Origin of the sequence: Paenibacillus filicis (assembly GCF_038070315.1) — a bacterium.
GTDB lineage: Bacteria > Bacillota > Bacilli > Paenibacillales > NBRC-103111 > Paenibacillus_G > Paenibacillus_G filicis.
On sequence record NZ_JBBPCC010000004.1, the window covers coordinates 167,689 to 190,116 of the forward strand.

Here is a 22,428-nt window from a genome sequence, read left to right on the forward strand (position 1 = left end):
AACCGACCGATGAAGGTGGAGGTTCAGGGGCTCTCGTACGGCATCAAGGGAGTCCCTATCGTGCAAGACGTGGACCTGCAGGTGAATCCGGGCGAATTTGTCGGCATCATCGGTCCGAACGGAAGCGGCAAGTCGACGCTGCTGAAAAACATCTACCGCGTGCTGAAGCCCCAAGCGGGTTGGATTTCCTTGGACGGGCAGGCTCTGTCCGAGCTGTCCTACAAGGAAGCTGCGCAGAGGATGGCGGTGGTCAGTCAGGAGACGTCATCCGTCTTTGATTTTACAGTCTGGGATATTGTACTGATGGGCCGCCATCCCCACAAAGGGATGTTTGCCGCAGATACGAAGGGGGACGACGCCCTGGTTCGCGAAGCACTGGACCGTGTAGGGATGGGGGACTATGCGCGGCGGAGCTTCTCCAATCTGTCCGGCGGGGAGAAGCAGCGCGTGCTGATCTCCCGGGCGCTGGCTCAGCAGTCGCAATTTCTCATCATGGACGAGCCGACGAACCATCTGGACATCCGGTACCAGCTGCAGATTATGGACTTGGTCCGCACACTGCGGATTACCGCGTTATCGGCACTGCATGACCTGAATATGGCTTGTTATTTCTGCGACCGGATCATCGTGATGAACGCCGGTCAGGTACACGCTTCGGGCACGCCCGATGAAGTGATAACGCCCGAACTGCTGGAAGAAGTGTTCGGCGTGAGTGCGGAGCTGGCCGTGCATCCGGTGACCCGCAGGCTCAGCATTACGTATTTCCCTGAATCATTGCAATCTCAATTTAAGACAAAAGGAGCCTTACTCGTATGAAACGTTTTTCAACACTGATGATATCTGTGCTCATGAGCACGCTGTTGGTAGTCCTGACCGCTTGCGGTCAAACCCCTTCGAAGAGCCCGGCGGCTGGCGGAGACAGCCCGCAGAAAGCATCGTCCGAGCAAGCGGCAGCTTATACGCCTGTCACGATCCAAAACATGGACCGTACGCTGACCTTCAAGGAAGCTCCCAAGCGGGCTGTCAGCTTGAACCAGCATACGACGGAAATTATGCTGGCGCTAGGTCTGGAGAAGTCGATGGTCGGCACCGCCTACATGGACGACGAGATTCTCCCTGAGCTGAAGGAAAAGTATGCCGCCATCCCGGTGCTCGCTGCCAAGTATCCTTCCCTGGAAGTGCTGCTGGGTGCTGATCCGGACTTTGTCTACGGCCGCAAAAGCGCCTTTGCCGAGAAAGGTGTCGGTACTGTAGAAGCCTTGAAGGAAAAAGGCATCACGGCCTATGTGGCCCAAGGAACTTATGTGCCGTTCGGCTCGCTGGATGACGTGTATGCGGATATCTCGAATATCGGAACTATTTTCAACGTGAAGGCCAAATCCGACGCGATGATCGATTCGATGAAAGCGAAAGTGAAAGAGATTCAAGCGAAGATCGGTCAGCCTGAGAAGCCGCTGCGGGTATTTGCCTATGACAGCGGAGATGACAAGGCGTACACAGCAGGTAAATCGTTAACGACGAATCTGGTCCAGCTGGCAGGCGGTAAGAATATTTTCGGCGATGTCGAAAAGGGCTGGGCGACGGTGAGCTGGGAGGAGGTTGTGGCGCGTGATCCGGAGGTGATCCTGATCTTCGATTACGACAAGCCGACGGCCCAAGAGAAGATCAAGTCCCTGCAGAGCAATCCGGCTCTGGCGAATGTGACTGCGATCAAGAATAACCGGTTCGTGATCATGCCGCTGTCCGATGTGTTCGAGGGAGTCCGGAACATGACGGCCCTGGACAAGATGGCGAAGGGCTTCTATCCCGAGAAATTTAAATAAAGACCTGCTCTTCTCGGAGCTGTCGAGAGAAAGAGGCCCGGAGGTGTCGTCGCATTGACTATGACGGATTGTTCATTTTGCCACTATAAATATGACGAATGGTTTGGGGATAGCCGCAACGGTGTGCCTGCGGGCGTGCCGATTGGTGCCTTGGCCGGAACGGTCTGTTCGCGGTGCGGTCTTCAGGGCGTGCGGCATGAGCCGCAAGCCAATGCCCTGTATGCGGGGATAGAGGTGGAGCTGTACGATCAGTTCGCCGGTAAGGCCGGCATCGCCTTCGCCCGCGACTGGGTTCTGGCGACCAGCGGGGGGCTTGCTGAGCCGCCCCGCGTGCTGGAGCTCGGGACGGGCACTGGCCGGATCGCCGTGGAGCTGGCGCAGCACGGCATGCGGGTATGCGGTGTGGATCGCAGCCGGGAGATGCTGAAGCTCGCGGAGGCGAAGCGCCAGCGCGTGCTCAAGGGCCGCGCGGACAGCCTGGAGCTGGCAGAGCAGCCGATGCTGGAGCTGGAGCTGGCGGAGAGGGCGTTCACACACGCCCTGTGTCTTCAGGGCGTGTTCCAGCATATAACCCGGATGAGCGAGCATCGGACGGTGCTTCGGAGAATCCGGGAGCATCTGGCACCGGACGGGCTGCTTGCCGTTGAGCTGCTGCTGCCTCCTGCTGAGGCGAGCTGGAAGACGGTGCAGCGCAAGCTGCTGCCGAAGGACAAGATCGTCTACAGGCACGTAGAAGGGGAAACTTCATGGCGGCGTCAAACGTTCCGGGTCACCACTACCTTCGAAACGTTCGTGGATGGCCTGGAGCAGCCCCGGTACCGCGTAGAGCGGGAGCTGGCGCTTATGACGCCCAAGGAACTGGTCCTGCTGCTGGAGTCGGAGGGCTTCGACGTTGTCGGCCTTGTGGAGAATGAAGGCGCCAGCCAGCCATGGGGCACGGTGCTTCCGACTGGGCTTGACCATCCCGTGTCAGACATGCAGCGGGATGAGTCACTGGAGACGCTGGAGGCCGAGGGACGTCTCGGCACGTCCACGAAGCTTTATAAGCCGGACGCGTGGCGGGCAGGAGGCTTGCACGCGGGAGCAGAGAGCGGTATGCACGGTCACGCGGCCGCCGTGTCCTTCACGGTGATGGCGAGGAAGCGCTGAGCGGGCAGTTAGCGCTGTTCTTTTGCAAAGTAAGACAATAAGTATGTCCATTGAAAGCGCTCGGAAGATAGGGAGGCATAGTCGATGTCCCTTATCTCCCGAGCGCTTTTTTGAACAGCAGTCAAATACGGTCCGGCTCTCTGAAGAACTCCGATAAGGAGTTTTTCTTATTTTGTAAATCGAAAAATCCGCTAAGCCTAGTTTGCCATCGGGTTCGGTCCATTGTCTCTTCGGTCAGACATATCTAGGGAGTTCTATGCCTTGATTATCTTGGGTCTGTCGCTACTCTAGTCTGCTGATTTAGTTAATAACAATAAACATATATTAGTAAAATTATAAAAACTTTGAATCTATTATATAAATATGTTTTATTGCAAATATATGGATTTAATTTCAATATAATGGTATTATCTAGGAGAAGTAAAATTTATCCAAAAAAGGAGAAATAATTCATGAAAAAACTACTCATCCCTACTCTCGCTGCAACACTGTTGTTGTCTATCGGTTCCGGTTCCGCGTTTGCTCAAGAGCCTGGTGTACCTGCTGCCGCTAGTAGCAGCACTAGCGCCGAAGCTTTCGATGTATCTGCTCTAGCGGCTACTGTAAGATTAAATATCAACTGGCCTGCAGTGTCTGGTGCTACGGATTATAGAATTACAATCAGAGATTCAGTCACTGATAATGTAAAAGTGAATCAAAACACAAATGGCAGCAGATCATTTTCTTTCGACGGAAGTGCCGGAACGACTTATAAGGTTTGGGTGGGCGCCTACAATAGCCAAGGAACTCTTATTAAAAATAGTATTATTCAATACGTATATCTAAGTGAAAATGAGAACCCCAATACAATTGCTATTCAGTGGTAAGTTTTAATCACACGATCTGCATGGAAGAAGAGAGCTGCCGAGCGACCGGCGCTCTCTTTTTTTGCTAAGATGAACAATATAACATTCCTGATGAACCCTATCAACCCGGACGGAGGAAGAATTAGGATGGCCGCCCATGCAACCTTAATGAATAGCCGCCCGTCTATAGGATTACCGCATGACCAACAATTTGACAATGACAGTCTTCATGCTGCAAGGTATAGTTAAGGCTACCGGATTTTTTCAACAATTCCTCATCATGTTCGTACTCAGGAGGTACTATGAATACTAAGAAACTAGCAGCTCTAGTAGCTGCAGGCGCTATGGCTTTCTCGTTCACGACGACAGCGGCTTTGCTTCAGCCCGCCGGAACGGCTTTGGCCGCTGAAGCGATCAAGACGACAGACAGCTTCCAAGATCTGAAGAATATTGACGCCAGCTTCAAAGCCAGACTTAATGCAATGCTGGCAGATGGCATCTTCGATGGCGTATCCAGCGATACCTTCGGCCTTCATGACCCAATGACGCGCGCCCAGTTCGCCAAGGTTGCCACGCTTATTTTCGGCATCAAGGTCGATTCGTCTGTTAAGGTGTCCAGCTTCTCGGACGTCCGTGCAGATGATTCAGCCAACAGCTGGGCGATTCCTTATATCGAGGCGGCCAGAAAAGCAGGACTGATCGAGGGCGTGACGGATACAACCTTCGCCCCTGGGGCTCAAGTGACGGCAGGTCAATTGGATACGATTCTACTGAAGGGGCTTGGCAAAAAGGTTGATGCCACGGGTACTCCTTGGTTTGCAGATGCCGTGAAGCAAGCCGCTGCGCTCAGTATCCATCCGATCGGCAAGACCGGCGATATTGCGGCTGATCGTGCGGATTTGGTGAACAGTTCTTATGCGGCGCGTGATCTCCACGAAGAGCAAACGAAGCCTCCGGTCGTTCCGGCTTCGATCAGTTCTGTGACGGCATCCGGCGACAAGCTGAAGGTGCAGGTTGAGTTGGATACCGCCGTGGACACCGCCAAAGCGACGCTGGCCTTGAAAAAAGGCGATACCGTCGTATCTGCTGTCACCTCGTGGTCCATTGATAAAAAATCCGCCACCTTAACGGTCTCGACCGAACTGACGCCAGGAGACTATACCGTTACATTGGGCGGTTTGGATGCGGCTGCGATCAAGCTGGCAACCCGAACGCTGACCGTATCGGGGGGTGTGAGCTCCGGCGGCACTAACTATGACACGCTCCAAACCTATGAGATTGCCAATGTTCGAGATAGCGGACTGACCGAAGCCGCTACAGGCAACAATGGCCTGGAAACGCGGGCCAATGCCGAGAATCCGGTGATGAGCAAATTTGCCAAAGAAATAAAAGTGAAGGTCACTTCAGGGGGAGAAGAGGTTGCCGTGCCAGGTATCATCCAGGCCATGACGACTTCCAATCCAAGTGTGGTCGATGTCGGAGTCTCCGATGATAATCGTGGTTATATTCTGGGCAACAAGGCAGGAACTGCGACGCTTAACATCATGCTCAGGACGCTCAATGGCGACACCAAGCAGATCCAAGCAACGGTTGTCGTAAAATCAGACAGTGTAAACGGCCAGGAACTGAAAGCGGGAAATACCTCGTATACCCACGATCTGTCCGCTTCCAGCGAATTTGACGCTTATGAAGCGATGGACTTGTCGATCACGGATAATTACGGAATCAAGTACGAGAAGGATGAGATCCGGAAATACAACTTCGCGCTTGCTTCCCTGTTTATGGTCAACCGAATTGAGGGAGACGGCACGGTTCAGGTGACGCAAGACGGCAAGGTCCATATCATCGGAACGGTAACTTCGTTTGAGCTAACCTCGGTGCTGCCGAACCGCAAGCAAGTGACGACTTTTGTCAAAGTAAAGCCAGCCGAATAATTACAGACAAAGACAGCTGGGCAGAGATTGATCTTCTGCCTCAGCTGTTTTTTTGCGGTTGTCGGCTTTTAACGGCGGATTTCTTGGCGCTTCTCCACAAGCCTTGCCCGCCCCAGGCCGAAGCTTGCGGCAAGCGCGATGATGACGAAGATCAGTCCGCCTGTGAACAGGGTTCCGAGCGATTCGCTCCATACGCGCTGAAGACCAGCCAGTAGCTCCGGAGGCAGGGACAGGCGTGCTCCGGCATTCAGCAGCAGCTGAGGGTCGGAGAGATTCTCCAAGCGTTCCGCAGGCATTCCGCCCGCTTGCTCCTTCAATCCCACCGTACCCGCCGCCACACTTCGGGTGAGCAGACTGCCCAGCACGCTGATCCCCACGGTGCCGCCCATCGACCGGAAGAATTGTGACGATGAGGTGGCAACTCCCCGGTCTTGAATGTCCGCGGCGCTTTGGGCCGCCGTGCCGACGGTGGGATAGACGGCGCCCATTCCGAGACCGGCAATGATCATGAAGCCGATCAGCTGGACGCCCGACGTATCAACGCCCAGCTGGCTGAATCCGATAAAGCCGATCGTCATCAGCGCCAGGCTGGGCACGAGCAGGGCTCGGTAGGACAGCCTGCTCATCAGCCGTCCGCCGGCTACGGAGGTTACGACGACTGCGAGCATAAGCGGCATTAGAATATATCCTGCGCGGGCGGAAGAGACGCCGAGCACGGCTTGCGCGAATAGCGGCAGATAGACGATGGCGGCGAACATGCCCGCGCTCATGAAGAATCCCACCACATGGCCTACGGTGATCGTGCGGACCCGGAACAGCCTCAGAGGCAGCAGGGGTTCCTTCGTTTTCGTTTGGATCCACAGAAATACCGCGAGTAGTCCCGCACCTGCGGCCAGCAGTCCGATGATGACAGGCGACGACCAGCTATAGGACATCGCGGAGCCCGGGATATCCCCAGCCCAGACGAGGGCTAGCAGGATGGATACGGTAGCGGAGCTGAGGGTTAGTGCGCCGAGCCAGTCGATGACCGGCTTTATGGATCGTTTCTGCTCCTGCAAGGAGGTCGCTACGAGGAGCAGCGCGGGAATGCCGATCGGCAGATTGATCAGAAAGATCCATCCCCATCCCCATTGCTCCACAATGACACCGCCCAGTACCGGGCCGAGAATGCTGGATAAGGCGAACGCCGCACCCAGCAGCCCCATGAATTTCCCTCGTTTCTCCGGCGGGTACAGGTCCGCAACAATCGTCATGGAGATCGGCATCAGGGCACCGGCTCCCAGTCCCTGGATGCCCCGGAATACGATCAGCTCGGTCATGCTTCCTGCCTGTCCGCATAACGCCGACCCGATCAGGAACAGCAGGCACCCGGTTACGTACATTGTCCTTCTTCCCCAGATATCCGCTAATTTCCCGTAGATCGGCATCGTCGTCGTGGAAGCGAGCATATACACGGTAAAGACCCAACTGTACAGCGAGAAGCCCCCGAGCTCCTGAACGACGTTGGGCATAGCCGTGGAGACGATCGTCTGGTCCAGCGTGGATAGAAACAGCCCGGCCAGCAATCCGGTCAGCACACGTCCTGCCTTGGTTTGTTTAGTTAACAAGTTCAGCACATCCTTTCCTCATAAACAACACTTTGTTGTTTTAGCATCAATCTGTTGTTTATGATAAAATGGACCTGACAAGACAGCAACCAACAAATCCAGACCAGGCGTCGTATACTTGACGATATGTAATGGAAGTGTCGCTATACGGCGGAAAAATCGACAAGGAGGCGGTCTGATGTCGGATACAACTTCTCCGCTTGACCCGCGGATTAAACGCACCCTTCATGTGATCCGGGACGCCTTTCTGGCGCTTGTGGACGAGAAGGGCTTTGACCAGATGACGATTCGGGATATTACGGAACGTGCGGAGATCAACCGTGCTACCTTCTACCTGCACTACCGGGACAAGTACGATCTGCAGGGTAGGCTTGTCGACAGCATGCTTCGGGAATTTGCAGCGGCATTCGAGCTTCCGCCGGCATTCGGGGCGGACGACTTCATCAAGGATACCGATACGCCGCCGGCATCGTTCATCAGGCAGTTCGAACATATCGCCGCACATGCGCATTTTTACAAAGTGATGCTGGGGCCACGTGGCGTCCCCGGATTTTCCGGCCGGATGGAGCGGATTATCCGGGATTCGCTGGCGCGCCGTTCGAGGATTGCCCAGCCTCATGAGGATCAGGCGGTCATGCCCAGAGAACTGGTCGTCCGTTATGTGACGTCCGCCCATCTGGGCGTCGTGACGCATTGGCTGGAGGAGGATATGCCGTATACAGCCGTCTATATGGCGACACAGCTTATTCGCCTGCATGCGCTGGGCGCTACACGGATCTTGAAGGGCGGCACCTAATCATGGAGAGGGCCGCTTGCTGAGGGGGAGCATGCATGATTGTCATACGCACAGAAACGGTTATCGACGCTCCGATCGGGCTATGCTTCGAGCTGGCTCGTGATCTTCGTTTGCATACACAGTGTGTATGGCCGCATACACGGGAGCGGATTGTCCAGGGTCCCGAGACCGGCCTCGTAGAGGGCGGAGATACCGTGACCTTCGAAGCGACGCATTTTCGGGTCCGCCAGCGGCTGACATCACGGGTGACGGAGTATGAAGCGCCGATTCGCTTCGTGGACGATATGGTCAGCGGAGCCTTCCGCTCCCTTCGCCATATTCATCAATTCGAGACCCGGGGAGCGAGCACCGTCATGACCGATACGCTGGAGCTTTCGGCACCGCTCGGGCCCATCGGGTGGCTTGCGGAGCGGCTGGTTCTACGCCGGTATATGAAGGCGTTCCTCATGTACCGGAACGATAGGCTCAAGGAGACGGCCGAGCGCTGGGAGCCCAAGTAGATGTAAGATGTAGCACAAGCCAAGCCACTGCGCGTAACGATAGAGCAAGACAGCCTGGGCAGAGATGTTCTGCTAGGGCTGTCTTTTTTGAATTGTGAGCTACAGGTATACCCTTGATCCTATTTTTAATAGAAAATACCCATCCTGGAATTGAAAAATCCTATTAGACAATATATTGAAATTAATGATAAGTTTAGGATTATATCTTACTTATCCAATAGGATTAATATTAGTTGTGGAGGGGTTTGCTTATGAAACGAAATTACCGCAACACTATGCTGCTAGCTACGACCTTGCTGGTATTGGTACTATCCGCCTGCGGCGCAAGCCCGGCTCCAGCTCCGGCTTCGTCTCCTTCGCCGGCACCATCCAATGAGCCGGCCAAGAAGACAGATGACCCTGTAAAGCCTCAAGGAGATAAGAATGTCTACATAGGGATCGTGAATGCTCCGATTACGCTAAGCCAGATCAATGACCAAGGGGATTCCGCTTCGGACAACGTGATTGCGCTGCTGAACGACTCGCTGCTGGATCTGAACGAAAAATTCGAGTTTTTGCCTAAGCTGGCTCAGTCGGTGGAAACGAAGGACAATCAGACCTTCGTCGTTCAGTTAAACCCGGCGGCCAAGTGGAACGACGGACAACCATTCACGACAGCGGATGTAGCCTTCACGCTCAAGACCGCGCTTCATCCGAAGGTAGATACGAATTTCAAGCTGAACTTCATTGAAGGACTAACTGCTGCAGGTAAACTTGAGGAAGGCAAAACAGAGATCAGCGGCTTGAAAATCGTCAATGACAAAACATTCGAAGTGAGAACCAAGACGCCGATTGATCCGCTTATTTTCAAGGAGCGCTTCGGGACGAAGGTGTTTTTCCTGCCGCAGCATATTTTGAAGGATGTAGCGCCGGATCAGATTGCGACGCACCCTTATTTCCAGAAGCCTGAGGTAACGATAGGCGCTTTCAAGTTTGGCAGCTTTTCCAAGGGCCAGCATGTAGAGGTCGTCAAAAACCCGAATTATTACCGGAGTGTCGCCAAGCTTGACAAAGTTTTTATCAAAGTGCTGCCAGCGACGAATCTCGTAGCCCAGCTTCAAACAGGCGAAATTCATATGAACTCCACCCCGGTCGGCCTGATTCCAATTACCGACTATGAGAAGGTCAAGGGCTTCTCCAATGTCGAGCTGAATTCCGGTAACCCTTCCGTACCACCGGAGCTGTTCTTCAATACGGACAAGATCAATGATCCGAAGGTACGCCAGGCATTTGCTTATGCATTGAATCGCAGCCTGATCGTCGAGCAGCTGCTCAAGGGACAGGGGGAAATCATCGATGGCGGCATTCCGAGCTATCATCCGTACTACAACAAAGACATCCCCAAGTACACCTATGATCCTGAGAAAGCCAAGCAATTGCTGAAGGAGGCCAAATGGGACACCAGCAAGCCGGTTCGCTTCCTGATTCCCGTCGGCAATAAAATCCGCGAACAGGCCGCCGACATTTTGGTACAAAATCTGACGGCAGTCGGGCTGAAGGTCGATGTGCAAAAATTCGACTTTGCCACGCTGATTCAGAAGGTCCGCAAGGGCGAATACGACATTTCGATCTTTACGCGCGATTTCTATATTGAACCAAGCTCTTACTTCACTTTATTCAAAGGCGACAACCCGAGCAATTTCCTGAATTACAAAAATCCGAAGGTTGACGAGCTGATCGTGCAGGGCGAATCGGAAGCCGATCCGGCGAAGCGCCACGCCATCTATAACCAGCTGCAGGATATTTTGCATCAGGATCTGCCTGCCCTGGCTGTGTACTCGGAGAAGCGGCTGCTCGCCGTATCGAAAAACGTGGTGGTCGGCAAGCCGCTGGATATCGGAACCTTTAACAATGTAAACGAATGGGACTTGAAGAAATAAACATCCGGGAGGGGAGCGCAACTATGGGAAAGAAGCAAATCGTAGCCTGGCTGGAAGAAAATAAATCGACATTTGAGGAACTTGCCCTGCAAATCTGGGATCGTCCCGAGGTAGCGTATACGGAGGCCTTCGCCTCTCATCTGCAAAGCTCCGTGCTGCGTGAGGCCGGATTCTCTATTCAGTCCAGCGTCGGCGGCGTGCCGACGGCGTTCGTGGCGGAGTATGGCTCCGGGAAGCCGGTCATCGGGATACTGGGGGAGTTTGATGCTCTGCCCGGGCTGTCTCAGAAGGTAAGTGCAGTGCAGGAAGCGGTGACACCGAACGGCCCGGGACACGGCTGCGGGCATAATCTGCTGGGCACGGCGGGCTTGGCTGCGGCGATCGCGCTCCAGCAGAGCATCGATGCCGAGGGATTAACCGGCACGGTCCGCTACTATGGCTGCCCGGCAGAAGAGGTGCTGTCCGGTAAGACCTTCATGGCTCGCGCCGGTGTGTTCGATGATCTGGCTGCTGCGCTGACCTGGCATCCCGGAAGCACCAACTCGACCTGGAATACGCCGAGCTCTGCGCTAACCTCCATTGAGTTTTACTTCCAGGGCCGTACGTCCCATGCCGGGGCCACGCCGCATCTGGGCCGGAGCGCGCTGGATGCGGTGGAGTTGATGAATGTAGGAGCGAACTACTTGCGCGAGCACGTGCCCGACGGTTCCCGTATCCACTATACGATCACCAATGGCGGCGAGGCGCCGAATATCGTACCGGACAAGGCGAGCGTCTGGTACTATCTTCGCGGAGCGAACCGCGCGCATGTCGATGAGCTGCTGGAGCGGCTGATCAAGATTGCGCAGGGGGCTTCGCTGATGACGGAGACCGGGGTATCCTGGGCAATCAAGGCCGGCGCCTATGATCTCAATGTGAACTATACGCTTAATGAGCTTTTACTAGGTCAGCATGAGGAGGCGGGACCGCTGCTGTTCACAGATGAGGACCGGAGCCTGGCGGCATCCCTGGCCGACACGCTCGATCTGGCTGTGCGGCAGCTGGCCGCAAAGCGCAGGCAGGAGCTAGGTCTGGCAGACAGCGACCTGCTGCCGACCGCATTCGTGAATGTCCGGCCAGCCGGGAAGCAAGCGGGTGGCGGCTCTACGGATGTGGGCGATGTATCGTGGATTACGCCCGTGGGGCAAATCACCACGACCTGCGCGCCGTACGGCGTTCAGGTACATACGTGGCAGGCAACCGCAGCCTTCGGCTCCCCGATCGGGCTCAAGGGCATGCATCATGCAGCCAAGCTGCTGGCGTTGTCCGCTTACGAGCTGCTGACGGATGGCGGAGAGCTGCTCTCCCGGGCCCAAAGTGAATTTGCCCGCTCGACGGAGGGCAAGCCTTATGTACCGGCGATTCCGCCTGAGGTGAAGGCGCCGGTTCTCGTGTAGCCGGCTGCTTTGTCTTCGCTTCGATCCGCGTCATTCCCATAGAGAAAGACGGTGAACAGATTGGCAAATTTGCTGGAAATTGACCGGCTTCAAACGGTGTTCTGGAACGGGCAGGAAGAAGTGACCTCCGTGGATGACATCAGCTTCAGCCTGAAGGCGGGCGAAACCGTAGGTATTGTCGGTGAATCCGGCTGTGGGAAAAGCGTGACATCCTTGTCTGTATTGAGACTGCTGGGGCAGCATGGCCGGATCAAGCGGGGCGAAATCCGCTTCAACGGCGATAATTTGGCCGCATGGCCGGAGGAACAGCTTCGCCATCTGCGAGGCAAGGAAATTTCGATGATTTTTCAGGAGCCGATGAGCTCGCTGAATCCGGTCTTTACGATCGGCAACCAGCTTGTCGAGATGATCCGCCAGCATACGGCTCTGTCGCGCAGGGAGGCGAAGGCTTATGCGGTGGATATGCTGCGCAAGGTGGGGCTGCCTCGTGCCGAGGCCTTGATGAAGCTGTATCCCCATACGTTGTCCGGCGGAATGCGGCAGCGCGTGATGATTGCTATGGCGCTGTCTTGTAAGCCCAAGCTGCTGATTGCCGACGAGCCGACGACGGCGCTGGATGTCACCATTCAGGCGCAAATTCTGGAGCTGATGAAGCAGCTCCGTGAGGACAGCGGTGCCGCCATCATGCTGATTACGCATGATCTGGGGGTTGTCGCTGAGATGGCGGACAAGGTGGTAGTGATGTACGCGGGCCAGATTGTGGAGGAGGCGGATGTGTTCACGCTGTTCCGGGAACCTAAGCATCCTTATACGCAGGGCCTGCTCAAGGCCATTCCCCGGGTGACGGGAGACTCGGACCGGCTCACCGCTATTCCGGGCACGGTGCCGTCCATCCAGCGGATGCCACGGGGCTGCCGGTTTCATAACCGCTGCGCCTGGGCGACCGATCACTGCCGGAAGGAAGCTCCCGAGCTGAAGGAAGCGGGTGAGGGCCATCACGTGAGATGCTGGATTAGCCAGGACAATTCCGGTATCCCCCGGTTAGAGGAGGCTGGAGCATGAGTAAGCTTCCTGCACCCGCAGCAGAAGTCCCTCTGCTGGAAGTAGACCGATTGAAAGCATATTACCCTGTAAAAAAAGGAATTTTGTCCCGAACCGTGGGTCATATCAAAGCGGTGGACGATGTCAGCCTTCGTATTTTCGAGGGCGAGACCCTTGGACTCGTAGGAGAATCGGGCTGTGGGAAATCGACCATCGGCCGTGCGATTGTCCGGCTCGAAGAGCCTATGGAAGGCCGTATTTTGTTTCAAAACGAAGATATCACCCATCGCACGCAACAAGAGCTGAGGTCTGTCCGCACGAGGCTGCAGATTATTTTCCAGGATCCCTACTCGTCGCTCAACCCGCGCCAACGGATCGGGGATCTGCTGGCTGAGCCGTTCCTGGCACATCGTCTGGCGGACCGAAGCCAGGTACAGGGGAAGGTGGATCGCCTGCTGGACCGGGTCGGTCTTCCGCGTGCCTACAAAGACAGGTATCCGCATGAGTTTTCCGGCGGCCAGCGGCAGCGCATCGGGATCGCGCGTGCGCTGTCCTTCGAGCCCAAGCTGATTGTATGCGACGAGCCTGTCTCGGCGCTGGACGTTTCCATCCAGGCTCAGATTCTGAATCTGCTGGCCGATCTTCAGAAGGAACTGAATCTCACGTATCTGTTCATTGCCCACGGCATCGGAGCGGTGAAGTATGTCAGCACGCGAATTGCGGTGATGTATCTGGGGAAAGTCGTCGAGATCGGGGATAAGGCCGAGATATTCGAGCGGCCGAAGCATCCGTATACCCGGATGCTGCTGGATGCCTATCCTTCTCCTGACCCGACGCTGCGGGGCAGCAAGCGGCTCACCATTCAAGGGGATGTGCCCAGCCCCTCCAATCCGCCTTCAGGCTGCCGCTTTCATACACGCTGCCCTTATGTGCAAGAGACTTGCCGGCACGTGGAGCCTTTGCTGACGGAGCAAGCCCATGCGGCTGCCTGCTTTTTTCCGCTGAACTAAAGAGTACGGGAGGAGGGAACGGCTATATTTCCGTATATGGCAAGACGTGTGCTGATTGCGATTCCTGTGCTATTCGGCATAACGATCATTAACTTCCTGATCATCAAGCTGGCTCCAGGCAACCCTGTCGATATGTTTATCGATCCGAATACGCCCAAGGAGCTGCTGGATGCGAGGAAGGCTTTGTTAGGACTTAACGATCCGTTTTTTATCCAATATTACAAATGGCTGTCGAACTTGCTGCAAGGCCAGCTCGGCTATTCCTTCAGCTCGTATGCGCCTGTCAAGGATATGATCGGGGAAAGGCTCGGACCTACCCTGCTGTTGGCGTCCTCATCGCTCGTATTCGGACTAATGATCGCGATTCCTGTCGGGATTATTAGTGCACTCAAGCAGAATACGAAGTTCGACTATATCATGACCGGCCTGTCCTTCATCGGAACTTCGATTCCGCAATTTTTCCTGGGACTTGGCCTGATCTATGTGTTTGCCGTTCAGCTCAAGGTGCTCCCGACCGGAGGGATGACGACACTCGGAGGTCCTGGCGGCGCTTGGGACCGCATCAGTCACTTGATCCTGCCGGTGTTCGTGCTGGGTATCGTCGTTGCGGGGAAGAAGGTGCGCTATGTGCGCGCCAGCATGCTGGATGTGCTCAAGCAGGATTACTTGCGCACGGCCGAGTCCAAGGGGCTGCACCGGTTCATCGTCACGAACAAGCATGCGCTGCGCAATGCGCTCATTCCGATCATCACGGTAGTGGGCATGGAGATTCCGCTACTGCTCGGAGGAAGTGTGCTCATCGAGCAGATCTTCCAATGGCCGGGCATCGGTCAGTTGACGATTCAGTCTATTCTCTCCAGAGACTATCCCACGCTGATGGGGCTCAATCTGGTAGCTGCCCTTATCGTGCTCGTGACGAATCTGCTTACGGACATGTTCTACTCGGCGGCCGATCCGCGCATTACATACAGCTAACGGAGGAGGTTGAGGCGTGGCTATATCCGAATACCAACTGAGCGATACATCCTCGCAGCCTGTATACACGGATGATGTGGAGGTTCATAGCGCGGAGCGTGGGGGAGCCCGGCAGGTTTGGAAGCGGTTTGTCCGGCATAAGCTGGCCGTGGCGGGGCTTATCGTGACCATCCTGCTCGTGCTTACCGCGCTGCTTGCACCGCTGATCGCTCCCCACGATCCGGCGGAGGTTACGGGCAATTTCTCAGCCTCCCCGTCTGCGCAGCATTGGCTGGGAACCGATCAGGTCGGCCGGGATGTGGTGAGCCGCCTGATTTATGCAACCCGGGTTTCACTGCTCGTCGGCTTCGTTACCGTCGCTCTCTACGTGACATTCGGGACGCTCATAGGCATGGTGTCGGCTTATTTCGGCGGGTGGCTGGACATGGTCATCATGCGGATCACCGATATGTTCATGGCTTTTCCATTTCTGATGGTTATCCTTGTCATCATTAGTGTGCTCGGCTCGAATATGACGACCATTATCCTGGTGCTCGCCCTGTTCTCATGGCCGGGCGTGGCACGGCTGGTGCGGGGCAGCGTGCTGGCAATCAAGCAGCTCGACTATGTCCGGGCTGGTGTGGCGCTAGGATACAGCACCCCGCGCATCTTATTCAGACATATATTCCCGAATGCGATCGGGCCTATCATCGTGAATGCGACCTTCGGCATCGCTTCGGCCATTATGAGCGAGGCGGGACTGAGCTTTCTCGGGATGGGGGTTCAGCCGCCAACTGCGAGCTGGGGCAATATGCTGACCGATGCCCAGTCGCTGACGGTGCTGACCGATCAGCCCTGGCTGTGGGTTCCTGCCGGATTCATGATCCTGATTACGGTGCTGGCGATTAATTTTGTCGGGGACGGTCTGCGCGACGCGCTGGATTCTCGTCAATAAACAAGGCGTAGCGAAGAAGAGGAAGGTGGCACATGAAGCCTTTAATTGGCATCACAAGCACAAGGGTCAAGCTGCACGAATACAGCGAAGGGGTATATGTGCACCGGGATTATCATCGGGCCGTCGAAGCCAGCGGAGGACTGCCGATCGTGCTTCCGCTTGCTTCGCCGGATACGTTCCGCCAGTTGATTGATTTATGCGACGGCATCATCTTCACTGGCGGGGAGGACGTCGAGCCTGCCGCATACGGCGAGGAGCCTGTCCCTGAGCTGGGAACTACGCTCCCCGAACGCGACCGCCTCGAATTGGAGGCTATCCGCTATGTGGTAGAAGCGGACAAACCGCTATTCGCGATCTGCCGAGGCGTGCAGGTGCTGAATGTAGCGTTCGGCGGCACGCTGTACCAGGATCTGCCCAGCCAATATGCGGGGGCGCTGGAGCATGTGCAGCGTGGCGCTCCAAGAGGAGAGGCGACACACTCGGTGAACCTTGCGGAAGACAGCTATGTGCGGCAGATTGCCGGGCGGTCGCAGCTCCAGGTCAACAGCCTCCATCACCAGGCGCTGCGCCGGATCGGGCCCGGCCTGACCGTAACCGCGACTTCTCCCGACGGAGTGGTCGAAGCGGTGGAGTATAAGGACCGGAACTTTGTCATCGGGGTCCAGTGGCATCCTGAATCGCTGTTCGACCATGATGAAGTGACGCAGAAGCTTTTCCGCGAGTTTGTTGCCAGAAGCAGGGAGCAGGCGGAACGACGGTAGCCTTGCTCCTTGCGGCGAAAGCCTCCAAGGCCATCTTCATCAGCCTCAGAGGCTTACCACTTCCTCTTGTATCCGGCAGTCGTCTGCGGCTGCCCACCTATTCCTGTATCCGCTTACGGATGGAGATGCCGAAGCATGACCTATCCGTTAAACCTGGGAGAAGCTGCTCTTCTGCAAGTTGCGGATCAGGTCATCCTGTAGAGGGAAGCCCAAGCTGTTCAAAGCGAACAGCACGGCTCCAGCCGCAGGGGACAGTACCGGTTTCACCAGGGTGTAACGTTTATGGTTTCCATGGGCCAGCTTTTCCGTGAGCTTCGAGTAGATGTAGTCACTATTGATCACACTGCCGATGCATGCCACCGACACGGTATCTTCTGAGAAGGACAAGCCCAGCAGTTCAATGCCGACCTTGATCTGATCAATGGCGCGGTCGCAAACTCTCCTGGCCACGGAGCTGCCTTGTAGGGCGGCTTTGGTTATCGCAGGCGCAAATTCCCCAAATATCCGGTTCCGTTCCTGCTTATCCTCTGTAAAGCCGGATCTGGCGAGCTCGGCGAATCGCTCGAAGCTGCTTACCCCCCAATGCCCCAGCATCTGCTGGCGGACCTCTTCGTCCGTATGATCCATATTACCTGCCAGTATTTCGTAGATAGCGTCATAAGCAATAAATCGTGCGGCACTCGCCGAATAATGGTGGAAGTCGTAATTCCGCAAGAGCTGGCCTGTCTCCGTTATGGCTACAAGAATGGATCCGGTTCCCGATATGGCTACGATACCCGGCTTGGCCAGCAGGGCACCTCTGTGGGCGGCCACCGCATCGTTGAAATTCCATTTGGGACAAGTGAGACCGTCCACATCGGTTAGTTCTTCTACCCATGGGAGATCGGATGGAGTATCATAGCCTGCAATTCCCGCAGCAACTCCCCGCACATGCTGAACATTCCTTCCCGCTGCCAACAATGCCTCCGATATAGCTCCTTGAACGTTTTTACTGGCCTGTTTATCTTTATAGATGGATGCGGGTCCCCCCTCTACGTAAGCAAGCACATTCCCCGATAGATTACAGATCATGACGCGGGTATAAGTGCCTCCGCCGTCTATGCCAATCACAATGTGGTTCGAGTCGTCCATTCGAGTCCCCCTAAATCCTAAGATTGTTAATTTCTTCTACATAATCGAACATATTCCTTCACAAGCTACCCATAAATCTAATTAATTTCCAAAAATATATAGTTATTGCGGTCGGATTAGGATATAATTGGAACTTGTTGCTAGCATGATGTCGAATGCCGTCGAGGTATGTAGGAGACAAAATACGAGTTCTGAAGGGATAGAGGAGTCTTGAACACAACATTTCAGAAGACCATGACAGCAGGGTTGGCAGCCGTTCTTCTGGCGGCGATGCTGACAGGCTGTGGCAGCGCACCGGCTGCTGACCAGGGAAAGACTGAGGCACCTGCTCAAGCGCCGGCAGGCGGAGCAGCTGCTCCTGAGGCTAAGACGCCTCCGAAGGAAGAGGAAGCCCCGAGCAAGGGGCTGGATATCCTCCAAAGCAAGGGTCTCGGCCAGATGGACCAGATCGATTGGGAGAATGTCCACATCTCCAAGAAAGATTTCAAGAAGCTCATTACGGAAATGAGCAAGCCCAAAGAAGGCGAGAAGTCTTCGCTCATTCAGAGCGTTTCAATGCCGGATGATACGACGATAGAGATCGTCCTTGACACGGACGGTCAAGGCGGCGCGCTGGCAAGCTCTATGGCGGTGATGCTTTTTGACCCGCTCCTGCGCACGTTTTATGTACATTCCGACTTTTACAAGAAAGACAAGCAGCCGGTGATCCGGTTCAAGGACCCGGCAGGCACAGTCATTGCGGAAAACAGCGACTTTCCTAACAAAGACAAGGCAGCCAAATAACCGGTCATCTGAACCGGGAAGTCCAGCAGTCCATCATTACGTAGACCATCATTCGGGAAGTCCGACACGGCTTCTTTGTTGCCCCGCCCTCTAGCAGGAGCGGGGCCTTTTGCCATACAGATGCTTGAGATGCCGGAAGGAATATGTTAATTTTAGGGCATTATTCAGTTCGGCATAGCTATGAAGAAGGCAGGTGGAGAAGATGACAGAGATTCGCATACTGGTCGCTGACGATGAGAGAGAAATTAGGGACTTGCTGAAAACGTACCTGGAGAGGGAGACTTATCTAGTTGATACGGCACCCGATGGCGAGGAGGCGCTTCGGCTGTTCGGGCGGCAGAAGTATAATCTCGTGATCCTGGATCTGATGATGCCCCGCACCGACGGGATGGAGGTATGCCGCCGCATCCGGATGACCAGCAATATTCCGGTACTGATGCTGACGGCCAAGGACCAGGAGGTCGACAAGATTGTAGGGCTTGGGATGGGAGCGGACGATTATGTCACCAAGCCCTTCAGCATCCATGAGCTGGTCGCACGGATCAAGTCACTTCTGAGGCGTTTTCTCGTATTGGGCAGCGAGGCGGCTTTACCGGTGACACAGGATGAACGAATCATGAGCCGAGGGCTCAGTATCGATCTTCGCACCTATACGGTGACGAAGGACGGGGAGGAGATCAGCTTGACGGCCAAGGAGTTCGAGCTGCTGCGATTTCTGGCTTCGCACCCGCGACAGGTGTTCACCAAGACCCAGCTGTTTCGCCAGGTGTGGAACAGTGATTACCTGGAGGATGATAATACCGTTATGGTCCATATCCGTAGACTGAGGAAGAAAGTGGAAACCGATCCCTCCGACCCGCAGCTCATTCAGACGGTATGGGGGATCGGATACCGGTTTGCAGGCGGTGAGCCTGATGAAGCGTGACTCCACCGTCTTGTTGCTCACGCTTCAATTCCTCATGCTGGCTGTACTTACCGGTATGGAGATGCTGCACCAGCCCCAAGGCATCGTTCGCGGGGTCCTATGGGCTGCGCTTTTTACCGGTACGGGGGTGCTGCTGGTTGGGCGGCTGCGGCTGATCAAGCGGCTGGAGGAGGCTGTCGTCCATCTGCAGCGCGCAGTCCAGGGCAATGCGAATACGCGCATTCTGGTGGCCAGAGATGAACCTGCGGTTCGGGAGGTTGAGTTCGCGATGAATGCCTTGATCGAGCGGTTAACGGCGATTCAAGCGCAGAGCGTGAATTCGGAGGCTGCTCGCAAGCAACTGCTGTCGGCCATCTCCCATGATATCCGCACGCCGCTGACCTCCATCATCGGCTACGTGGACGCGTTGAAGGACGAGATCGCGTCTACCCCGGAAGAAAGACAGGCTCATCTGGAGATTATTTCCCGCAAGGGAGGAGCTCTTAAGGAGCTGATCGAACAGATCTTCCAGCTTGCCAAGCTGGATGCGGACGACATCATACTGAAGCCGGAGCCGTTGGATCTGGCGGAAGCGGCCAGGGAGGCCGTCATCGAATGGATACCGGAGCTGCAGCTTAGGCAGATGGAAGTGGAGGCGCAGCTGCCGGAGAAGCCTTGTGTCGTGGAAGCTGACCGGCTGGCTGTACGGCGGATCTTGTCCAATCTAATCCGCAACGCCGTGCAGCACGGGCAGGAGGGCGGTCTGCTCGGCATCGGGCTGAGTCTCGCAGAGAACGGCATGGCCTACGAGCTGGTGCTGTGGGATCGTGGACCGGGCATCTCGGAGGAGGAGCTGCCTCATGTCTTCGAGCGCATGTACCGGACCGCCGTCTCCCGCCGTTCGCTGAATGACGGAAGCGGACTGGGGCTGGCGATCGCCAAGGCTTTGGTCGAGAAGCAGGGCGGCAGCATCTGGGCGGAGAGCGAACCTGGCATCCGGACAGCCTTCCGCTTTACGCTGCCTCGGGCGGACGGTTAGCTGCCGTTAAGAAACTTGTAAGAACTCGTTAAGAGGCATGTAAGACGCGCCGCTTAAGCTGGTAAGCATGGACGGTCCGGAATGGTGCCGGCCAGAGACATGAAGCTGGAGGTGAGCGGAATGAGCGACATGATCAAAACGACGGGACTGACCAAGCTTTATGGAACCCAAAAGGCTGTGGACCAACTGAACATGACCGTGAAGCAGGGACAGATCTATGGCTTCCTCGGGCAGAACGGCGCAGGCAAGACAACGACGATCCGGATGCTGCTGGGCTTGATCAGGCCGTCGTCGGGCAGCATCGAGATGTTCGGCGAGCGGCTGTCGTCCCGGAAGAAGGAGATTCTGCGCAGGGTCGGCTCCATCGTCGAATTCTCCGGTTTTTACGAGAATTTGACTGCCGCCGAAAATCTGGAGATCAACGCTAGATTGATGGGCGTGCCCAAGAAAACAGCCGTGGACGACGCACTGGAGCTGGTGGGACTGCATCGCGAGCCGCGCAAGCAGGTCGGTCATTACTCTCTAGGCATGAAGCAGAGGCTCGGGATCGCCCGGGCGATCCTGCATCACCCCGAGCTGCTGCTGCTCGATGAGCCGACCAACGGGCTCGATCCGATCGGGATCAAGGAAATTCGCCGGATGATCGGGTCGCTGGCCCGGGAGCGGCAGATGACGATCCTGATCTCCAGCCACATTTTATCCGAAGTGGAGCAGTTGGCCGACCGCGTCGGCATTCTCCACCAAGGGAAGCTGCTGGAGGAGGTATCGCTGCAGGAGCTGCGAACCCGCAGCCGCAAGTACCTGGAGCTCCAGGTGTCTAGTGACAACAAGGCGGCGATGCTGCTGGAGACGCACTTTGGCATCGAGGATTATGAGGTGCACAGCGACGGCGTGCTGCGTCTTTACTCTCACCTTGACGAGTCAGGCAAGCTGAACCGGATGCTGGTCGAGCATGGGGTGGAGGTTATGCGGCTCGCGCTGAGCGAGGACCGGCTGGAGGATTATTTTGCCAGGCTGATTGGTGGTGGGACGATTGGTTAATCTCGTGTATACGGAGCTGCTCAAGCTGAAGCGGGCCAAGATGCTGGGGATCAGCCTGGCTGGAGCGGCAGCTGCGCCCTCGATGGTATTCATCGGGTATTTGGATGTCAAGGCCAAGCGGCCTGAAGAACTGATCAGCTTCGCCCAGCTTTTCTCCGAAACCAACCTGTATGTCCTTCTGCTGATAGGAACGCTGCTGTACGGGGTGATCACCGCCTATTTGTTTAATCGGGAATTTGTGGAGGATACCCTGAAGAACCTGCTGACGATCCCAGTGTCGCGCATCGGGCTCATTGTTAGCAAGCTGATTCTGCTGCTGCTGTGGATTCTGCTGCTGACGCTGACCGCCTGGATATTGACCTTGGTGTACGGCCTGATCGTACAGGTGCAGGGATTGAGTCTTGCGGTGCTCGGACATTCACTGCGGCAGTACCTGACGGGCGGCGCACTGCTTTTCCTGCTGTCCACACCGACGATGTTCGTCTGCCTGCTGTTCAAAAACTATGTGCCGACGATCATCTTCACGGCAGTCATCACGATGGCGAATGTCGCGCTGGTCAACAAGGAGTACAAGGCGCTGTTTCCTTGGACGGCCGTGCATGTAATCGCAAGCGGAGAGGGAGCTGCGCAATATCCGTTGTATGTGTCCGTTGTGGTCGTATTAGTGGTGTCAGCAATCGGCTTTCTGGCGTCTATCTTCTATTTTCGCCGCATGGATATTGAATAGCATGGGAATCGCTGTACCGGCTCGCTCTGGCGGCGGTATCTGTCTGGTGCTGTGAAGCCGTGCCGGGGATGAG

At 55.7% G+C, this 22,428-nt stretch carries 21 protein-coding genes; 19 read left to right on the forward strand and 2 right to left on the reverse strand.

The window, feature by feature from the left end:
• Positions 1 to 9: 9 nt before the first annotated feature.
• The 5 genes from WMW72_RS08700 to WMW72_RS08720 all read left to right on the forward strand — a co-directional run bounded on the left by WMW72_RS08700 (position 10) and on the right by WMW72_RS08720 (position 5,751).
• Entirely contained in the window at positions 10 to 816 is an 807-nt protein-coding gene (locus WMW72_RS08700; RefSeq protein WP_341415040.1) for an ABC transporter ATP-binding protein, read from the forward strand.
• Positions 813 to 1,823, forward strand: a complete 1,011-nt coding sequence (locus WMW72_RS08705) for an ABC transporter substrate-binding protein (RefSeq protein ID WP_341415041.1) — start codon at positions 813 to 815, stop codon at positions 1,821 to 1,823. Before WMW72_RS08700 ends, WMW72_RS08705 begins: the two co-directional genes overlap by 4 nt.
• 60 nt (positions 1,824 to 1,883) lie before the next feature.
• Positions 1,884 to 2,972, forward strand: coding sequence for a class I SAM-dependent methyltransferase (locus WMW72_RS08710; RefSeq protein WP_341415042.1), 1,089 nt, complete (start codon positions 1,884 to 1,886; stop codon positions 2,970 to 2,972).
• Positions 2,973 to 3,424: 452 nt separating this feature from the next.
• Complete coding sequence (locus tag WMW72_RS08715; RefSeq protein ID WP_341415043.1) at positions 3,425 to 3,838, forward strand: hypothetical protein; 414 nt, start codon at positions 3,425 to 3,427, stop codon at positions 3,836 to 3,838.
• A gap of 281 nt (positions 3,839 to 4,119) precedes the next feature.
• A complete protein-coding gene (locus tag WMW72_RS08720) occupies positions 4,120 to 5,751 on the forward strand; it encodes an S-layer homology domain-containing protein (protein ID WP_341415044.1) in 1,632 nt (543 codons plus the stop codon).
• A gap of 68 nt (positions 5,752 to 5,819) precedes the next feature.
• Here WMW72_RS08720 and WMW72_RS08725 read toward each other — a convergent pair whose 3' ends face one another.
• Positions 5,820 to 7,358, reverse strand: coding sequence for an MDR family MFS transporter (locus WMW72_RS08725; protein ID WP_341415045.1), 1,539 nt, complete (start codon positions 7,356 to 7,358; stop codon positions 5,820 to 5,822).
• Positions 7,359 to 7,536: 178 nt separating this feature from the next.
• On the opposite strand from WMW72_RS08725, the gene WMW72_RS08730 reads away from it, so the two are divergent.
• From WMW72_RS08730 to WMW72_RS08770, 9 genes are all read left to right on the forward strand, one after another.
• Entirely contained in the window at positions 7,537 to 8,154 is a 618-nt protein-coding gene (locus tag WMW72_RS08730; protein ID WP_341415046.1) for a TetR/AcrR family transcriptional regulator, read from the forward strand.
• Between the two features lie 35 nt (positions 8,155 to 8,189).
• Complete coding sequence (locus tag WMW72_RS08735; protein ID WP_341415047.1) at positions 8,190 to 8,654, forward strand: SRPBCC family protein; 465 nt, start codon at positions 8,190 to 8,192, stop codon at positions 8,652 to 8,654.
• Between the two features lie 251 nt (positions 8,655 to 8,905).
• On the forward strand, positions 8,906 to 10,573 hold the full coding sequence (locus WMW72_RS08740; protein ID WP_341415048.1) for an ABC transporter substrate-binding protein: 1,668 nt from the start codon (positions 8,906 to 8,908) through the stop codon (positions 10,571 to 10,573).
• A 23-nt stretch (positions 10,574 to 10,596) separates the two neighbouring features.
• On the forward strand, positions 10,597 to 12,009 hold the full coding sequence (locus WMW72_RS08745) for an amidohydrolase (protein ID WP_341415049.1): 1,413 nt from the start codon (positions 10,597 to 10,599) through the stop codon (positions 12,007 to 12,009).
• Between the two features lie 60 nt (positions 12,010 to 12,069).
• Positions 12,070 to 13,071, forward strand: a complete 1,002-nt coding sequence (locus WMW72_RS08750; protein WP_341415186.1) for an ABC transporter ATP-binding protein — start codon at positions 12,070 to 12,072, stop codon at positions 13,069 to 13,071.
• The gene (locus WMW72_RS08755; RefSeq protein ID WP_341415050.1) at positions 13,068 to 14,060 is read left to right on the forward strand and encodes an ABC transporter ATP-binding protein; all 993 of its coding nucleotides are present in this window, start codon (positions 13,068 to 13,070) and stop codon (positions 14,058 to 14,060) included. The genes WMW72_RS08750 and WMW72_RS08755 overlap by 4 nt, the downstream gene beginning before the upstream one ends.
• A 36-nt stretch (positions 14,061 to 14,096) precedes the next feature.
• The gene (locus WMW72_RS08760; RefSeq protein ID WP_341415051.1) at positions 14,097 to 15,035 is read left to right on the forward strand and encodes an ABC transporter permease; all 939 of its coding nucleotides are present in this window, start codon (positions 14,097 to 14,099) and stop codon (positions 15,033 to 15,035) included.
• Between the two features lie 76 nt (positions 15,036 to 15,111).
• Positions 15,112 to 15,969, forward strand: a complete 858-nt coding sequence (gene opp4C, locus WMW72_RS08765) for an oligopeptide ABC transporter permease (RefSeq protein WP_341415187.1) — start codon at positions 15,112 to 15,114, stop codon at positions 15,967 to 15,969.
• Positions 15,970 to 16,001: 32 nt separating this feature from the next.
• Positions 16,002 to 16,730 carry a gamma-glutamyl-gamma-aminobutyrate hydrolase family protein gene (locus WMW72_RS08770; protein WP_341415052.1) on the forward strand — a complete coding sequence of 243 codons (729 nt, stop codon included), beginning with the start codon at positions 16,002 to 16,004 and terminating at the stop codon, positions 16,728 to 16,730.
• A 147-nt stretch (positions 16,731 to 16,877) separates the two neighbouring features.
• Here WMW72_RS08770 and WMW72_RS08775 read toward each other — a convergent pair whose 3' ends face one another.
• Entirely contained in the window at positions 16,878 to 17,861 is a 984-nt protein-coding gene (locus tag WMW72_RS08775; RefSeq protein WP_341415053.1) for a BadF/BadG/BcrA/BcrD ATPase family protein, read from the reverse strand.
• A 210-nt stretch (positions 17,862 to 18,071) separates the two neighbouring features.
• Here WMW72_RS08775 and WMW72_RS08780 point away from each other — a divergent pair, with 210 nt between their 5' ends.
• The 5 genes from WMW72_RS08780 (at position 18,072) to WMW72_RS08800 (ending at position 22,355) form a co-directional block, all read left to right on the forward strand.
• The gene (locus tag WMW72_RS08780) at positions 18,072 to 18,644 is read left to right on the forward strand and encodes a hypothetical protein (protein WP_341415054.1); all 573 of its coding nucleotides are present in this window, start codon (positions 18,072 to 18,074) and stop codon (positions 18,642 to 18,644) included.
• Positions 18,645 to 18,846: 202 nt separating this feature from the next.
• Complete coding sequence (locus WMW72_RS08785) at positions 18,847 to 19,569, forward strand: response regulator transcription factor (protein ID WP_341415055.1); 723 nt, start codon at positions 18,847 to 18,849, stop codon at positions 19,567 to 19,569.
• On the forward strand, positions 19,559 to 20,587 hold the full coding sequence (locus WMW72_RS08790; RefSeq protein ID WP_341415056.1) for a sensor histidine kinase: 1,029 nt from the start codon (positions 19,559 to 19,561) through the stop codon (positions 20,585 to 20,587). The genes WMW72_RS08785 and WMW72_RS08790 overlap by 11 nt, the downstream gene beginning before the upstream one ends.
• Before the next feature lie 120 nt (positions 20,588 to 20,707).
• Positions 20,708 to 21,628 (forward strand): ABC transporter ATP-binding protein, encoded by a 921-nt coding sequence (locus tag WMW72_RS08795; protein ID WP_341415188.1) that lies wholly within the window; start codon positions 20,708 to 20,710, stop codon positions 21,626 to 21,628.
• Complete coding sequence (locus WMW72_RS08800; protein ID WP_341415189.1) at positions 21,621 to 22,355, forward strand: ABC transporter permease; 735 nt, start codon at positions 21,621 to 21,623, stop codon at positions 22,353 to 22,355. The genes WMW72_RS08795 and WMW72_RS08800 overlap by 8 nt, the downstream gene beginning before the upstream one ends.
• Positions 22,356 to 22,428: the final 73 nt, after the last annotated feature.